The sequence below is a fragment of the Pseudarthrobacter sp. 01T43 genome, assembly GCF_056398665.1.
The window spans coordinates 17,445-33,495 of sequence record NZ_JBFTPV010000008.1; the positions used below are offsets into that span (position 1 = coordinate 17,445).

A 16,051-nucleotide genomic window follows, 5' to 3' on the forward strand; every position below is an offset into this window, starting at 1 on the left:
CTTCATGTCCACCACCCTACACACACCTCAATCGCGTGTCCGCAAGCCCAACGCAGTTGTCCTGAGTTACTCGGAGCTGCTGAAGAGCGTCAAGGCTGAAGGCCTGCTGGAACGCCGCGTCGGCTTCTACATCACGTTGTTTGCCAGCCTTGTCCTGCTCATGGCTGCGGCCTGGTTCGGCTTCGCCCTGATCGGTGACAGCTGGTTCCAACTCCTTATCGCCGCCGCTGTCGGTGTCCTTTGCACCCAGCTAAGTTTCCTGGCCCACGAGGCCGGCCACCGCCAAATCTTCGCATCCCGCAGGGCCAACGACTGGACCGCACGCATCCTGGCTACCTCGGTGGCCGGCATGAGCTACTCCTGGTGGGAGCAAAAGCACGGCGCCCACCACAACCACCCCAACGTCATCTCCAAGGATCCGGACATCGCCCCCGGCCCCATGGCGTTCCACACCGAAGCGGTCGCCGACCGCCAGGGCCGGTTTTCGTTCCTGACCCGCAAGCAGGGCTGGTTCTTCTTCCCGCTTCTGTTCCTGGTGGGCCTGGGCCTCCAGATCGACTCCGTCCGGTTTGTCTTCCGCCGGGCCAAGGTCACGCACCGCTGGGTGGAGATCCCCATCCTGCTGGTCCGACTCGGCGCCCTTCCCGCCCTGGCCTTTACCTTCCTGCCGCTGGGGATGGCTTTCGCCTTCATCGGCGTGCAGCTTGCCGTGTTCGGCTTCTACATGGGCGCATCCTTCGCACCGAACCACAAAGGCATGCCGGTCCTGCCGGCGGACAGCCGTGTGGACTTCTTCAGCCGACAGGTCCTGACCTCGCGGAACATCTCGGGTGGCCGCTTTATGGACATCCTGCTCGGTGGCCTGAATCGGCAGGCTGAGCACCACCTCTTCCCCGACATGGCGCGCCCCCAACTGGACAAGGCCGCCAAGATCGTCCGCGAGTACTGCAAAAAGCACCAGGTTCCCTACACGGAAACCACCCTGCTCCAGTCCTACGGCATCATTGTCCGCTACCTCAACAACGTAGGACTCTCCGCCGGGCGCCACTTCGAGTGCCCCATGGCAACCGTCACCCGCCGCTACTGACCCCCGCAAAACTTCGTCGCAGGAAGCGGCATCCCTAGGATGGTCAGAGAAGCCGGCCCGGGAAATCCCCGCCCGGAGAGGAGACGTTCCATGCATGCCATCGTTGCCCGCCAGTCCGGAGGTCCGGAAGTCCTCGAGTCCGCGGAGGTGGAGCGGCCCACACCCGGCCCCGGTCAGGTGCTGATCAAGGTGGCTGCCACCGGGGTCAATTTCATTGAGACATACCAGCGTGGCGGCATGTACAAAGTGGCATATCCATTCACGCCCGGGTCCGAGGCGGCGGGAACCGTTGAGGAAGTCGGGGAAGGCGTCGAAGGCTTCACGGTGGGCAGCCGGGTGGCAACCGCCGAGGGGCAGGAATGCTACGCCGAATACACCGTCCTGGACGCGGCGAAAGCACTTCCCGTTCCGGACGGCGTGGACCTCCACACCGCCGCAGCGCTGCCTCTGCAGGGCATGACCGCCCACTACCTCATCAATTCCTCCTTCAACGTGCAGCCTGGGCATACGGTGCTTGTCCACGCCGGAGCCGGCGGCGTGGGATTGCTCATCACACAGCTCCTGAAGACCCGGGGCGCCCGTGTCATCACCACGGTCTCCACCGACGAAAAGGAAGAACTGGCACGCGCCGCCGGCGCGGACGAAGTCCTCCGCTACGAGGGATTCGCGGAGGCCGTCCGTCAACTCACGAACGGCGTGGGGGTCGATGTGGTGTACGACGGCGTGGGGAAAGACACGTTCGACGGCTCGCTTGCCAGCCTGCGCGCGCGGGGCTTCCTAGTGTTGTTCGGCGCTGCTTCCGGCGCGGTGCCGCCGGTGGATCCGCAACGGCTCAATTCCGGCGGCTCCCTGTCCCTGACGCGGCCAAAGCTGGCCGATTTCCTCGCCAATCCCCAGGAACGGCTGTGGCGGTCCAGCGAAATTTTCGCCGCCGCGGCAGATGGAAGCCTGAACGTGAGGATCGGCGCGAGCTATCCACTGGCAGAGGCGCGGCGCGCCCACGAGGACCTCGAAGGCCGCCGCACCACTGGCAAGGTCCTGCTGGTTCCCTGACACCCGCCAAGTCGGAAGTGAACGGAATGTGAACCTTCAACTAATTACGGACACCTTCCGTTCACCTTCGGAAGGCATAATTCGACGGTGAGTGAGCATCTGCCTGACGTCGTCGCATCCCTTCCTGAAGAGCTATACCGCGCCCAGCTGCCCGGCTTGCCCCTGGCCCCGCCTGAGCGGACCCTGATGGACGTACTTGAGGACTCGGCTACCCGTTTCCCCGAGGCGTCGGCCCTCGACGACGGGCGGCGGTCCCTGAGCTACGCCGACCTGATGGCCGCCGTGCGGGCCAAGGGACGTGCCCTCCAGGCCGAGGGTCTCGGCGCCGGGCACCGGATCGGCGTCCGCATACCGTCCGGGACCAACGAGCTCTACGTCTCGATCCTGGCCATCCTCTACATCGGCGCCGCCTACGTGCCCGTCGACGCCGACGATCCGGAGGAACGTGCCCGGCTGGTCTTCGGCGAAGCGCGTGTCGCGGCAGTCCTCACCGGCGGGGACGCAGTCACTTTCCCGGAGCCCCGGGACTCCACCGGGCGCCTCCACGCCGAGGGCAAGGAAACCGCGCACACCGATGCCGGTCGCAGTGAAGCCGGTCGCAGTGAAGCTGCGCAGAACACAGCCGAGCGTCGCCTCGCGGCGCCAGGCGACGACGCGTGGATCATTTTTACCTCCGGGTCCACCGGCACACCCAAAGGCGTAGCCGTCCAGCACCGCTCCGCCGCCGCCTTTGTCGACGCCGAGGCCAGGATCTTCCTTCAGGAGGAACCTCTCGGTCCACAGGACAGGGTCCTGGCCGGTCTTTCCGTCGCCTTTGATGCCTCCTGCGAAGAGATGTGGCTGGCCTGGCGCCACGGCTCCTGCCTGGTGCCCGCCCCGCGTGCCCTCGTCCGGACCGGTACTGACCTTGGTCCCTGGCTCATCAACCACGGAATCACCGCCGTGTCCACGGTCCCCACCCTTGCCGCCCTGTGGCCGGCTGAATCCTTGGAGAACGTCCGGCTGCTCATTTTCGGCGGTGAGGCCTGCCCGCCCGAACTCGCCGAGCGCCTCGCCGTCCCGGGCCGGGAAGTCTGGAACACCTACGGCCCCACCGAGGCCACAGTGGTGGCCTGCGCCGCTCCCCTGGGTGGCACCGGCCCCGTCCGCATCGGCCTGCCGCTGGACGGCTGGGACCTGGCCGTGGTGGACACCGACGGACTGCCCGTCGGCGAAGGCGAAATCGGCGAGCTGATCATCGCCGGCGTCGGTTTGGCGCGCTACCTGGATCCGGACAAGGACCGGGAGAAGTACGCGCCGATGCCCACCTTCGGCTGGGAGCGCGCCTACCGTTCCGGCGACCTGGTCCGCTACGAAGCCGAAGGCCTGATCTTTATGGGCCGCGCTGATGAGCAGGTCAAGCTGGGTGGCCGCCGGATCGAACTGGGTGAAATTGACGCCGCCCTGCAAGCCCTCCCCCACGTCGCGGGAGCTGCCGCAGCCGTTAAGACCACCGCGGCGGGCAACCAAATCCTGGTGGGCTACCTGGCGGCCGCAGATGCGGATCTCGACCTGGTGTCCGCCCGCGAACACTTGGCGGCAAGCCTCCCCGCCCCGCTCATTCCGCTGCTGACTGTGGTGGACTCGCTGCCCACCAAAACCAGCGGGAAGGTGGACCGCCACTCGCTGCCCTGGCCACTGACCGGATCCGGCGCAGCCGATGCTGACGCCGCACCGTTGAACCTCCCCGAAGACGCCGCCTGGGTGGCCGAACAGTGGGCCGCCGTCCTGGGCAGCCCTGTAACGAGCCTCGACGCCGACTTCTTCGCCTACGGCGGCGGCTCGCTCTCGGCCGCCCAGCTGGTTTCGGCCCTCCGGGTGCGCTATCCCACCATCACCGTCGCTGACATCTACGCGACGCCCAGGATCGGCGCGCTAATTGATACGGCCCGCCAGTCCCTGCCGGAAGGGGTGGCTGCAGGACCGCCGCCGGCGAGGACCGTCCGCCCCACCGCGTTGAAGTCCCAAATCTTCCAGACACTGATGGGTATCCCACTGCACATTTTGGTGGGGATGCGCTGGCTGACGTACCTGATGCTGGCCAACAACCTGCTGGCCGCGTTCGCAGGCTTCACCGCTGCCCCCACCCTGTCCTGGTGGTGGGTGGCCGCGTCCTGGCTGGTGTTCGTCTCCCCTGCCGGCCGCATGCTGATTTCCATCGCCGCGGCCCGGTTCCTGCTCCGCAGGGTGGTCCCCGGTACGTATCCACGCTCCGGGAAGATCCACCTGCGCCTGTGGCTGGCGGAACAGATCCAGGATTTGGCGGGCGCGATCAGCCTGGCCAGTGCACCGTGGGTGCCGTACTACGCCCGGGCTTTGGGCGCCACGATCGGCAATAACGTCCAGCTGCACTCCCTGCCACCGGTCACCGGACTGCTGTCCCTCGGCAGCGGGTCGAACGTGGAGCCCGAGGTGGACCTTTCCGGCTGGTGGATCGACGGCGACGTTGTCCACATCGGCGCCGTCCGCATCGGCGCCGGAGCCAGCGTCGGTGCGCGCAGTACGCTGATGCCCGGCGCTTCGATCGGTGCGGGCGCACAGGTGGAACCGGGTTCGGCTGTCCTGGGCAAGGTGAAGGCCGGGCACCACGTGGCCGGTTCGCCCGCCGAACGCCGGGGCAAGGCCAAACACACACTGCCGGTCCCACCGGTAGAACACCGGCTGATTGGCCGGCTCTGGTTCGTCGGGTTCTCCCTCGCCTCGGCCACGCTGGCGCTCATTCCCTACATTTCCGCCGCCGCCGCCGCCCTGGTGATCTTCGCCTTCATCCGCGGAAGCGAATCGCTGTCTGCGGCTGTGCCTCAAATCCTGCTCTCCCTGGCGCCCGCAGCCCTCGCCTGGTTCGTGGTCAACCTCCTGTTGATCCTGGTCGCAACGCGGTTGCTGGGCATTGGTCTGCAAGAGGGCTACTACCGTGTCCGCAGCCGGATCGGCTGGCAGGTCTGGGCCACCGAACGGGTTCTGGACCTGGCCCGKGAYCTGCTCTTCCCSRTCTACGCCAGCCTCTTCACGCCSGTSTGGCTCCGCCTGCTCGGGGCGAAGATCGGCAAGAACGTTGAGGCCTCCACTGTCCTGCTGATCCCCAAGATGACCACGGTGGGTGAGGGTGCCTTCCTGGCGGACGACACCATGGTGGCGTCCTACGAGCTCGACGGCGGCTGGCTGCGGATTGCGCCGGCCAAGATCGGCAAGCGCTCCTTCCTCGGCAACTCCGGCATGACCGCCGCCGGCCGGAACGTGCCCAAGAACTCTCTCGTTGCCGTCCTGTCCGCCACACCGGCCAAGGCAAAATCCGGGACATCCTGGCTGGGCAGCCCGCCCGTGCGGCTCCGCCGCACCGCCATCGCCTCGGACGACACCCGCACTTACGAGCCCCCGCTGCGGCTCAAGTTTGCCCGTTGCCTGTGGGAGCTGGGCCGCTTCGTCCCGGTGGTGACCACGGTGGCAATAGCGGTTGGTGTGATGCTTGCGTTCGACTGGCTGGCAACGGCCTACAACTACGGAATTGCGGCTGCGGTGGGCGGGGTGGTCATGCTGGTGGCCGGTGCGGTGGCCGCGGGCAGCGCCGTCGTCGCCAAATGGGTCCTCGTGGGACGGATCCGCGAAGGTGAGCACCCGTTGTGGAGTTCCTTTATCTGGCGTAACGAGGTAGTGGACACGTTCATCGAGATGGTCAGCGCTCCCTGGTTTGCACGCGCAGCCACCGGGACGCCGGCCCTGCTCTGGTGGCTACGGTCGCTCGGCGCGAAGATCGGCCGCGGCACGTGGTGTGAAAGCTACTGGCTCCCGGAAGCGGACCTTGTAACGCTCGGCCGGAATTCCACCGTCAACCGTGGCTGTGTGGTCCAAACGCACCTCTTCCACGACCGGGTCATGAGCCTGGACACTGTTACGCTCGAAGACGGAGCAACCATGGGACCCCACGGCGTCATCCTGCCCCAGGCAAGCATCGGCAACGGTGGAACAGTGGGACCGGCGTCGCTGGTCATGCGTGGCGAATCGGTTCCGGCCGCGACGTACTGGATGGGCAACCCGGTGAGTCCCTGGAGTGGCCCCGCGAAGGCTGCGCCAAAACCAAGATAGCCCCGCACCACCCAGCTGTCCCTGCCGCCCCTCCTGATCGGAAAGACCGTCTTATGAGTTCCCCCGCACCGAGCCCCGCGGTCGCCAGTACCGGCCCGTCACCCACCTCGGAGCAAGGCCCGTCAGCGCCGGACCCCTATGTGCCCGGCCATGGCACCAACGCCTATCGGGTGAACCGCTACGAGCTGGACCTTGACTACAAGCTCAGCAGCAACCGCCTCAGCGGGCGCGCAGTCCTGCACGCTGTCACGCAGTACAGCACGGCGGCCCTGGTGCTGGACCTGACCGGGCTGCGGGCCACCAAGATCCAGCTCAGCGGGCGGCGCGTGCGCAAGTACAGCCAGCGCGCCGAGCAGTTGGTCATCGTGCCTGAAACTGCACTGCCAGCCGGCGAAGTCTTCACCCTGGACATCAAGTACGAGGGCAATCCTGCTCCCCGGCGCGGTTTCTGGGGGGAAGTCGGCTGGGAGGAGTTAACTGATGGTGTCCTGGTGGCGGGCCAGCCTAACGGCGCTGCATCCTGGTTCCCCTGCAACGACCACCCCGGTGAAAAGGCCAGCTACCGCATCAGTGTGACCACAGACGCCAATTACCGGGCGGTCTGCAATGGCACACTTGTCTCCCACAGCAGCAGGTCAAGCCGCGAGACCTGGGTCTACGAGCAGCCGGAGCCCATGGCCACCTACCTTGCCACGGTGCAAATCGGCCGCTACGAGCTGCTCAGGCTGGACTCCGCCGCCGCGAAGGGGCAGGTCCCCCAGTTTGCGGCCGTGCCGGCGCTATTGGCCCAAGCAGCCCGGGAGGGCCTGGCCAGGCAGCCGGAGATGATGCGTACCTTTGCAAGCTGCTTCGGGCCTTACCCTTTCCCGGAATACACCGTCGTGGTGACTGAAGACGAACTTGAAATACCCCTTGAGGCGCAAACGCTCTCCATCCTGGGCCGGAACCACCTGACGAAGGAGTGGGAGTCCCAACGGCTCATCGCCCACGAACTCGCCCATCAGTGGTTCGGCAACTCCCTCACCGCCGCAACCTGGGCGGACATCTGGCTGCACGAGGGATTCGCGTGCTACGCAGAGTGGATCTGGTCCGAGGAAGCCGGCGTCATGCCCGTGGCTGACCGAGCCGCCGCGGCCTGGCGGAAGCTCGCGTCCGGCAGCCAGGACATCGTCATCGGTGACCCGGGTCCGGAGCTGATGTTTGATGACCGCGTCTACAAGCGCGGGGCCCTGGCCCTGCACGCCCTGCGGGTCCGGTGCGGTGATTTGGCGTTTTTTGCCCTCCTGCACGACTGGACCACTACCCACCGGCACGCTTCGGTGTCCACCGCGGCCCTTATTCTCGCCGCGGACCGGGCCACCGGACTGGATACTGAGGCGCTGCTGCACCCGTGGCTCCACGAAACGGCCCTGCCGCCCCTGCCTGTGCACTGACGGTCTGTGCGCTGACGGCCTGTGCACTGACGGTCTGTGCGCTGACGGCCTGTGCGCTAAGACGCGGTAGCTGAAAGCGCGACGGCGGCGCGGAGGTCCAGCGGCAGGCCCGCCTCCCCGGGGGCCAGGTCACGGAGTTCCGCGCAATGCAGGATATCCACCGTGTCCGGGGCGGTGGTGAGGCCCCGGCCGCTCATCTTGAGCCACGCCTCCTTGCGCGCCCACAGCCGGGCCCGCTCGTCGAGAAGGGCGGCCCCGGACAGCCCGGCAAGTGCCGCACGCTCGGCCAGGGTCAGGGCAACAGCGTCGAACCCGTCAAAGTCCAGCCGGGCCGGGCCCTCCAGGTCCACGCCGATCGTTACACCGGCCGGTGGTTCCACCACGGCACCAAGCAGGATCCAGCCGGAACTCCGCGAGAGGCTCAGCGCCAGCGGTACCGGCTTTCCCCGGAACGCGTAGCCCGGCCTGCCATGAGCTAAGCCGGGGCCGGTACCGCACCGGGGGCAGCTGAAATTCGTGGTGAGGTCCGACGCCGGAACGTTGAGCAGTTCTGCGGCCAACGTTCGGAGGGCCAGCCTGCCAGCGACAAAACCGGCCCGCGGTCCTGGCGCCAGGGCGGCTGCCCGCTCCAGCTCGGCTGGGCCCAACAGCGGGCGCCCGCCAGCCGCCGTCGGGCCCTGCCCGAACCCTTCGTGTTCCGGCCACAACCCGAACTGCCCTCCCGGATCACCGGGAGGGCAGGAACGCAGGACCGGAACCGCCGTTGCCGGTCCTGCCACGGAGATCAGCGCCTAGCGCTGGACGGCGCCGAAGCGCTCGGCGGCCAGGGCCACGGCGCTCTCGCGGGCGGCCGAGGCCTCATCTGACGTCAGCGTCCGGTCCGTTGCGCGGAAGCGCAGGCCGAAGGCCAGCGACTTCTTGCCGTTCTCAATGCCCTTGCCGGCATAGACGTCGAACAGCGCCACGTCCTCCAGCAGCTCCCCGGCGCCTTCGCGCAGCGCCTCGAGGACCTGGTCTGCCGGGATCTCCTGCGGCACAACCAAGGCCACGTCCTGGGTGGCTACCGGGAACGTGGAGATGTGGCGGGCCACAATGACATCCGCGGCTGCTTCGAACAGTGCATCGGCGTTGAACTCCAGCGCCACGGAACGGGCAGGCATGTCGTGCGCGGCCAGGAGCTTCGGGTGCAGCTCGCCGGCGTAGCCCACGACTTCACCGGTGCGAAGCGAAAGCTGAGCAGCGCGGCCCGGGTGGAACGCCTGGTGCGCCCCCTGGCTGACCACAATCTCCACGCCCAGGACCTCGCCGGCGAGCCGGGCAATATCCAGCGCGTCGGACCAGTCCCACAAGCGCGGCGTGTGGCCAGCGGCAGCCGGTGAATCATGGCCGGTCAGGACGGCAGCGACGTACAGCGGCTGGTCCGGGACGCCGTCGTACAGTGCATCCAGTACCTCGTCGGCGGGCTTGACGCCCAGCGGCGGGATGGACGGCGTTCCCATCGTCCCGCCGGGCAGGAAGACGAGGCCTGATTCAAAAAGCGCCAGGTCGCGGAAGCCGCGCGAGTGGTTCCGCTTGGCCACCTCGATGAGCCCGGGCAAGTTGGACGTCCGCAGGTAGCCGTGGTCCGCGCTGATGGGGTTGGCCAGCTTGATCGCCCGCCGGGCAGCGCCCTGCTCCGCCACACCGAACGTGTCATTGGCTGCCTTGGAGACGAACGGGTAGGCCAGGACTTCGGTCAGTCCGGCGTCCGCCAGTGCCTGGATGAGCCGCCGGCGCTGCTGCTGCACGCGGGTCAGGCCACGTCCGGGAGGGGCCACAGGGAGGGTGGCGGGGATGTTTTCGTAGCCCACCAGCCGCGCGATTTCCTCGGTGAGGTCCTCTTTGGTTTCCAGGTCGTTGCGCCAGCTGGGGGCGGTAACCGTCCAGCCGCCGTCGGTCTTCTCCACCATGGCGCCGAGGTCCACGAGCGAGGTGACAATCTGCTCCTCGGTGAAGTCGATGCCGATCCGCTGGGCAGCGAAGCCCGCGGGCAAGGTGATGGTCACGGCGTCGGGTGCGGTCCCGACGTCGGTCCCGGCCTGGTCAGCGACGCCGCCGGCGAGCTCCACCAGGAGGTCAACCACACGCTGGGCGGCGATGTCCGCCACGTGCCAGTCCACGCCCCGCTCGAAGCGCTTGGACGCCTCGGACGGTAGCTTGTGGCGGCGGCGGGAGCGGCCAATGGACACCTCGTCAAAGTGCGCGGCCTCAACGAGGACGTTCGACGTCGAATCGCTCACCTCGGTGGCTGCGCCGCCCATCACGCCGGCGATGCCGATCGCGCCGGAGCCGTCGGTGATGAGGAGGTCCTCGACGTCGAGCGCGCGCTCTTTGTCATCCAGGGTAGTGATTTTCTCCCCTGCCACGGCACGCCGGACCACGATGTCACCGGACAGTTTGTCCAGGTCGTAGCAGTGCGTGGGCTGGCCGAGCTCGAGCATCACGTAGTTGGAGATGTCCACCGGCAGGGAGATGGAGCGGATGCCGGCCAGCCTCAGCCGCGAGGTCATCCACGGCGGAGTGGGCCTGGTGGCGTCCACGCCGCGGATGGTGCGGGCCACAAAGCGGTCGCAGCCGGGCTTGCCGTAAATGGGGGCGTCGTCGTTGAGCTTGACGCCGTAGCCACCTGTCAGCTCGGCCGGCGCCTGCACCTTGGACGCCGGATCGGTGAACGGCGTTCCGGTGGCGTGCGCGTATTCACGGGCCGCGCCGCGGATGGAGAACGCGTAGCCGCGGTCAGGGGTCACGTTGATCTCGGCGGCCTGGTCGTAAAGACCGAGCAGGTCCATGGCATCCGTGCCGATTTCCGGGTCGAGCCCGATCCGGGACAGGACAAGGATGCCGTCGTGGTCATCGCCGATGCCCAGTTCACGGACCGAGGCGATCATGCCGGCGGAGAGGTGGCCGTAGGTCTTCCGCGCGGAGATGCGGAAGTCGCCCGGCAGCACGGCCCCCGGAAGGGTGACTACCACTTTGTCGCCCTCCACGAAGTTGTGCGCGCCGCAGATGATGCCCTGGACGCCGGAGGGGTCGATGCCCTCGCCGGTGAGGGTCTGGGCCTGGCCTTCGGGGACMACGCGGACCTGGCACCAGTTGATGGTCTTGCCGTTGGTCTGCGGTTCCTTGACGATGCTCAGGACCTGGCCCACCACAACCGGGCCCTGCAGGGCGTCCGTGGGGCGGTGGACGGCCTCTTCTTCAAAACCGACTTTGACCAGTTCGGCCATAACGTCTTCGGCCGTTGCTCCGGCCGGTACTGCTGCGAATTCACGCAGCCAGGAAAGTGGGATACGCACTGTTAGATCTCCATCCCGAAGTGCTCGCTGAAACGTACGTCGCCTTCGATCATGTCGCGCATGTCGCCAACCTCGTTGCGGAACATCAGCGCACGCTCGATGCCCATGCCGAAGGCAAAACCTGAATAGATGTCCGGGTCGATGCCGGCGGCGCGGAGCACGTTGGGATTGACCATGCCGCAGCCGCCCCATTCGATCCAGCGCGGACCGCCCTTGGCACCCGGGTGCCAGATGTCCAGTTCCGCGGACGGCTCGGTGAAGGGGAAGTAGTTCGGGCGCAGCCGGACGGAGGCCTCGTCTCCGAACATCTGCCGGGTGAAGTGCTCCAGCGTGCCGAGGAGATCGGCCATGCTCAGGTTTTTGTCGATGGCCAGGCCCTCGAACTGGTGGAACACCGGCGTGTGGGTGGCATCCAGCTCGTCGGTACGGAACACCTTGCCGGGGCACAGCACGTAGATGGGCACCTCGCGTTCCAGCATGGAACGGACCTGCACCGGGGAGGTGTGTGTCCGCATCACGAGGTGGGCCTCAGGCGGCTCCACAAAGAAGGTGTCCTGCATTTCGCGGGCCGGGTGGTCCGGCTTGAAGTTCAGCGCGTCGAAGTTGAACCATTCGGATTCCACCTCGGGGCCTTCGGCGATTTCCCAGCCCATGCCCACAAAGATGTCCGCCACGCGGTCCTGCAGGGTGGAGAGCGGGTGGCGTGCTCCGGCCCGACGACGGCGCGGTGCGGCAGTGACGTCCACCGTTTCTTCCAGCAGGATCCGGGCGTCGTTTTGGGCTTCCAGCTCGGCTGTCCGGTCCGCGAGCGCCTTGTTGACCTTGCCGCGGGACGCGCCCATGAGTTTGCCTGCTACGGCCTTCTGGTCTTTCGGCAGGCCGCCGATCTCGCGGTTGGCCAGGCTCAGCGGTGACTTCTCACCGGTATGGGCCAGTCTCACCGCCTTGAGTTCGTCAAGGGAGCCTGCGCCGGCAATGGCGGCGATGGCCTGGTCTACAGCGGCAGTGATGGCGGCTTCATCCGTGGGGTTCGGGATGGGGGCGCCCGGCAAAGTTTCAGTCATCTACTGTTCTTAGCTACGAGTCGGGGCTGCCGGTGAAGGTGCGGCAGTGCGCGGTCTCCCGGCACCGCATCCGTCACTGGCAGGTCATTTCGTGAATCCATGCACGACGGATGCACTCGATGACCAGGGCAGGGCCGCTGGCGAAATACCCGGTTGGAAAATTACCGACTGAAGAATTACCGGCGGCCACTATCCATCAGTCTAATTGAACCCTCCGGCTACCATGGCCTCATGACAGAACGATGGCGTCTGGCAGGAGCATGGCCGATGGCGCGTGTGCAGAAAGCAGCCGCGATTCCGCCGTTGACGGATCACCTGACGGAGCACTTGACGGCGGCACAGCGGGCGCGGCAGCTTGTCAACCTTGCCAATGGCACCACCCTGCTTGGTTTGGCACTGGCGCGGGCTGCCGGGACGGCCATCACAAAGGGGCCCAAAGGGCTGATCATCGCCTCCGGCTATACGTGGCGGGTCCCCTTCGCCGGGGCGTTCACCCTGGGCAACGTCGTCATCTGCCGGGTCCGCGCTGAACAGCTGACAGCCAACAGGTCGCTCCTGGGGCATGAGGCAAGGCACTGCAGCCAGTACGCCTGGTGCCTGGGGCTCCCCTTCCTTCCGTTGTACTTCCTGGCTGCGGGCTGGTCGCTGCTTCGGACCGGCAACCCAGCGTCAGCCAATTTCTTCGAACGGCAGGCCGGCCTGGCAGCCGGCGGATACGTTGACACCAGGACACCAAAGCCGGCTCGCGGCGGAATCGAGGTCTGACCATGGCGGGCGACACCACTATCAGAACCGTTACCGTGACGGGAACGGGAACGGCCGAGGCGCCGCCTGACCTGCTGACCATTTCCGTAGGCGTCGAATGCCGCCGGACGAGCGTTGGCTCCGCCTATGCCGACGCCGGGACAGCGTCCGCCGCCGTTTCGGAAGTTCTCCGCCGGAGTGGCGTGGCGGACGCGGATATCCGGACGTCAGGGCTGAACGTCCGGCCGGAGCTTGTCTGGCGCGAGGGCGAGGGCCAGCAGGTGGCCGGGTACGTGGCGTCCAGCGTCCTCACCGTGCGGGTCAGGCGGGTGGCTGCTGCTTCCGCCGTTATCGCGTCCGTGGTTGAGGCCGGCGGCGACGATGTGCGGCTGAACGGCCTCGAGCTCGGCTTCGCGGACGAATCCGCTGTGCTTGCCCGGGCCCGGGAAACCGCATGGCAGGACGCCGTTGCCGCGGCGGAGAAGTTTGCCTCCCTCGCCTCGGCACACCTCGGCGCGGTAGTGTCCGTCGCTGAGCACCCCCTCTCATCCGGACCGGTCCCGGTGGCCAGGATGCAGCGCGCCGCCGCCACCGAAGCCATCAGTATCGAGGCCGGCCACGCGAGCATCGGCGCCAGCGTCACTGTGGTGTGGGACTTGATGGCCTGAAGGCCGCGCGGGGCTGCACCTGGCTCTCGACGCGTGAAGGGTGTCGGGAGCCAGGTGCACCACGTCAGGTGGCCGTCAGACGCCGCTAAGCTCCTCCACCGACGCGTCCTTCGCGATTACCTCTTTGGACCGGATCATTCCAACAGCGACGGCGCTGATAAGTACTACGGCACCGACAGCGAGGTAGAGCTGCACGGCTGACCATGAGGCGTCGAGCAAGGCGCCGGTGATCAGGGGCGCAATGATGGCACCGATTCGGCCGATGCCGATGCCCCACCCGACCCCTGTGCTGCGGACCGACGCAGGGTAGAGGGAAGGGGCTAGCGTGTACAGGCCGGCGATGCAGCCGTTGATCAGCATGCCAACGAGGACGCCTGCGCCCAAGGCGAGCACAATCACAGAGGCAGAGGAGATGAAGACGACAATCATCACGGACGACAGGCAAGTGAACGCCACGAGGACCACCTTGCTGTTCCATTTGGTGGCGACGACGCCGTAGAGGACTGCTCCAAAGATTCCGCCCAAGGTCAGCATAAGTCCGCCGGTAATGCCTTGGCTTTCAGTCATGCCAGCGGTGACCAGCAGGCGTGGGGTCCAGCTGTTGACGAAGTAGAAGCCGAACATTGTGGTGAAGAAGGCCAGCCAGAGCAGCAGCGTTGACCGCCGGTTCGAGGCTGACATGAGCTCGGAAATTGGATTGGCCTTCTTCTTGGCCGAGACAACGGCGTCCTGGAGGGAATCACTTTCGGGGTGCCCGGTCTTGCGTGCGATTCGATTCAAGCGATCCAGGACGTTCCGGGGCCTTTTTGTCACCAGGAAGTCGACGGATTCGGGCAGCAGGAACAGCAGGACGACCAGAATGCTCAGAGTGCTGATGCCGCCGAAGACGAAGACGGAACGCCAGCCGTACTGGCTTTGGAGGTACACAGCTGCAGCACCTCCGAGGGTCGCCCCGACACTATAGCCGGCCGTGTAAATGCCAATGCTCAGTCCACGCCGCTGCTTGGAGGAGTATTCGCTGGCAATAACGTTTGTGCATGCCAGGATGCAACCGACGCCGAGTCCTGTGAGCAAACGCCAGATTCCCAGCTGCACCATGTCCCCGGCAGTGGCGGCCAACAGCATTCCTGCTCCAGCTACGCCGACTGCAGCCAAAATCATCGGCCGCCGCCCGATGGCGTCTGCCAGTGGGGCGAGGCAGAGAGAGCCTATCGCCATACCGACCAGGCCCGCACTGAGCAAAACACCCAGCTCTGAGCCGGTCAGGCCAAATTCCTTGGTGACCCCGTTGGCCGTGAAAGCCATCGCCAGGACGTCGAAGCCGTCCAGGGCGTTCAGCAGGACGCACATTCCGATGATCAGCCATTGGTACGGCGACATTCGGGAGGTGTCTATACGTTCACGTAGATCCATTATGTTTTCCTCGAAGAGTCAGGAGCTCCCGTGGGAGCCAATTCTTGTGAAGGACGGCGGGAGATGTCCGCGGCCCGTCCGGGGTAAGTCAAAGGGTGCTGGGGCAGGCGCGGTCAGGACACGTCGATCGTGACGACTGCCGGGAAGCCCGAGCTGTTGGCGTCGGCCCGGGAACCGCTGGCGGAACTGACGGCCCGTGAGACGCAGCAGCACATCTTCTCCTCAGCGTTCTGCTGCCGTTGGCTGTAGAAGACGTCGCGGTGGTCGACGGCGCCGTTCAAGCCCAGGATGCGGACCTCGCAGAGGCCGCACTCGCCCTTGCGGCAATCGAACATCATGTCGACGCCGGCGTCCTCGAGTGCCTCAAGCATGGAGCGGCCCTGCCCGACTGTGGCTTCGACACCCAGCCGTGGAATGCGGACGAGGAACTCCTCCGGGTCATACCAGCCGGAGTTGCCGAACGTTTCGTAACGCAAATCAGGCAGCTCCAGTTCGCGTTCGGTCCAGCCGCGGCGGACCGCATCCATGAGCCGGATAGGTCCGCACATATAGAGTTCGACGCCCGGGTCGATTTCCCCTACCAAAGCGCTCACGTCCAAGGTGCTTCCTTCGTCGTCGACGTGGACCTCCAGCCGGGCGCCGTGGAGGTCCTGCAGATCCTCCAGGTAGGCCATGGCAGCTCGGGTCCGGCCGGCGTAGACCAAGGTGTAGTCCGCCTTGACGTTGCGAAGCACCGCGGCCATGTTCATGATTGCGGTGATTCCAATGCCACCCGCCAGCAGGACGTAACGCTCTGCCCCGACCCGCAGCGGAAAATTCTGCAGGGGCTGGGTGATGCGGAGTATGTCACCAGGCTTGAGCGTGTGCATGAAGTCGGATCCGCCCCGGGAGACGGGGGCTCTGAAGACGCTGATGGCCAGGGTGCTTCCGCCGTCGACGGATTCAACCACGGAATAGGAGCGCTTCTCCTGCCCGCCGTTGATGGTGACCATAACGTCGATGTGCGATCCGGGCTCTGCTTGCTTGGGCTCTGACGGTTCCAGTTCGATGCGCCGGATGCCCGTTGCCACGTCTGAGACGGCTACGACCTTTGCGGACTGCCAGACCTCGTTGTTGGTTGCTGCCATTGTCT

The 16,051-nt window shown here is 66.3% G+C and carries 11 protein-coding genes; 6 read left to right on the top strand and 5 right to left on the bottom strand.

Annotated elements, in window-relative coordinates; genetic code table 11:
* Nucleotides 1–4: 4 nt before the first annotated feature.
* The 4 genes from AC1DIM_RS09635 to AC1DIM_RS09650 all read left to right on the top strand — a co-directional run bounded on the left by AC1DIM_RS09635 (nt 5) and on the right by AC1DIM_RS09650 (nt 7,695).
* Complete coding sequence (locus AC1DIM_RS09635) at nt 5–1,087, top strand: fatty acid desaturase family protein (RefSeq protein WP_477710261.1); 1,083 nt, start codon at nt 5–7, stop codon at nt 1,085–1,087.
* 90 nt (nt 1,088–1,177) lie between these two features.
* On the top strand, nt 1,178–2,140 hold the full coding sequence (locus AC1DIM_RS09640) for a quinone oxidoreductase family protein (protein ID WP_477710262.1): 963 nt from the start codon (nt 1,178–1,180) through the stop codon (nt 2,138–2,140).
* 186 nt (nt 2,141–2,326) lie between these two features.
* On the top strand, nt 2,327–6,262 hold the full coding sequence (locus AC1DIM_RS09645) for a Pls/PosA family non-ribosomal peptide synthetase (protein ID WP_477710420.1): 3,936 nt from the start codon (nt 2,327–2,329) through the stop codon (nt 6,260–6,262).
* Between the two features lie 53 nt (nt 6,263–6,315).
* A complete protein-coding gene (locus AC1DIM_RS09650; protein WP_477710263.1) occupies nt 6,316–7,695 on the top strand; it encodes a M1 family metallopeptidase in 1,380 nt (459 codons plus the stop codon).
* A 56-nt stretch (nt 7,696–7,751) separates the two neighbouring features.
* On the opposite strand, the gene AC1DIM_RS09655 is transcribed toward AC1DIM_RS09650, so the two are convergent.
* The 3 genes from AC1DIM_RS09655 to pheS are packed head-to-tail and all read right to left on the bottom strand — an operon-like array spanning nt 7,752 to nt 12,094.
* A complete protein-coding gene (locus AC1DIM_RS09655) occupies nt 7,752–8,474 on the bottom strand; it encodes a 4'-phosphopantetheinyl transferase family protein (RefSeq protein WP_477710264.1) in 723 nt (240 codons plus the stop codon).
* A gap of 12 nt (nt 8,475–8,486) precedes the next feature.
* Complete coding sequence (gene pheT / locus AC1DIM_RS09660; RefSeq protein ID WP_477710265.1) at nt 8,487–11,030, bottom strand: phenylalanine--tRNA ligase subunit beta; 2,544 nt, start codon at nt 11,028–11,030, stop codon at nt 8,487–8,489.
* A 2-nt stretch (nt 11,031–11,032) separates the two neighbouring features.
* Nucleotides 11,033–12,094, bottom strand: coding sequence for a phenylalanine--tRNA ligase subunit alpha (pheS, locus tag AC1DIM_RS09665; RefSeq protein WP_477710266.1), 1,062 nt, complete (start codon nt 12,092–12,094; stop codon nt 11,033–11,035).
* Nucleotides 12,095–12,421: 327 nt separating this feature from the next.
* On the opposite strand from pheS, the gene AC1DIM_RS09670 reads away from it, so the two are divergent.
* Together AC1DIM_RS09670 and AC1DIM_RS09675 are read left to right on the top strand one after the other, a co-directional pair.
* The gene (locus AC1DIM_RS09670) at nt 12,422–12,859 is read left to right on the top strand and encodes a hypothetical protein (protein WP_477710421.1); all 438 of its coding nucleotides are present in this window, start codon (nt 12,422–12,424) and stop codon (nt 12,857–12,859) included.
* A 2-nt stretch (nt 12,860–12,861) separates the two neighbouring features.
* A complete protein-coding gene (locus AC1DIM_RS09675; protein WP_477710267.1) occupies nt 12,862–13,506 on the top strand; it encodes an SIMPL domain-containing protein in 645 nt (214 codons plus the stop codon).
* 75 nt (nt 13,507–13,581) lie between these two features.
* Here the strand turns inward: AC1DIM_RS09675 and AC1DIM_RS09680 are convergent, their stop codons facing one another.
* Nucleotides 13,582–14,919 carry an MFS transporter gene (locus tag AC1DIM_RS09680; protein WP_477710268.1) on the bottom strand — a complete coding sequence of 446 codons (1,338 nt, stop codon included), beginning with the start codon at nt 14,917–14,919 and terminating at the stop codon, nt 13,582–13,584.
* Between the two features lie 113 nt (nt 14,920–15,032).
* Complete coding sequence (locus tag AC1DIM_RS09685; RefSeq protein ID WP_477710269.1) at nt 15,033–16,046, bottom strand: PDR/VanB family oxidoreductase; 1,014 nt, start codon at nt 16,044–16,046, stop codon at nt 15,033–15,035.
* Between the last annotated feature and the right edge of the window lie 5 nt (nt 16,047–16,051).

Excerpts from the sequence above, each read along its gene's own strand:
- AC1DIM_RS09635 (WP_477710261.1), top strand. The coding sequence starts at position 5 with ATGTCCACCACCCTACACACACCTCAATCGCGTGTCCGCAAGCCCAAC.
- AC1DIM_RS09640 (WP_477710262.1), top strand. The coding sequence starts at position 1,178 with ATGCATGCCATCGTTGCCCGCCAGTCCGGAGGTCCGGAAGTCCTCGAG.
- AC1DIM_RS09650 (WP_477710263.1), top strand. The coding sequence starts at position 6,316 with ATGAGTTCCCCCGCACCGAGCCCCGCGGTCGCCAGTACCGGCCCGTCA.
- pheS (WP_477710266.1), bottom strand. The coding sequence starts at position 12,094 with ATGACTGAAACTTTGCCGGGCGCCCCCATCCCGAACCCCACGGATGAA.
- AC1DIM_RS09675 (WP_477710267.1), top strand. The coding sequence starts at position 12,862 with ATGGCGGGCGACACCACTATCAGAACCGTTACCGTGACGGGAACGGGA.
- AC1DIM_RS09680 (WP_477710268.1), bottom strand. The coding sequence starts at position 14,919 with ATGGATCTACGTGAACGTATAGACACCTCCCGAATGTCGCCGTACCAA.
- AC1DIM_RS09685 (WP_477710269.1), bottom strand. The coding sequence starts at position 16,046 with ATGGCAGCAACCAACAACGAGGTCTGGCAGTCCGCAAAGGTCGTAGCC.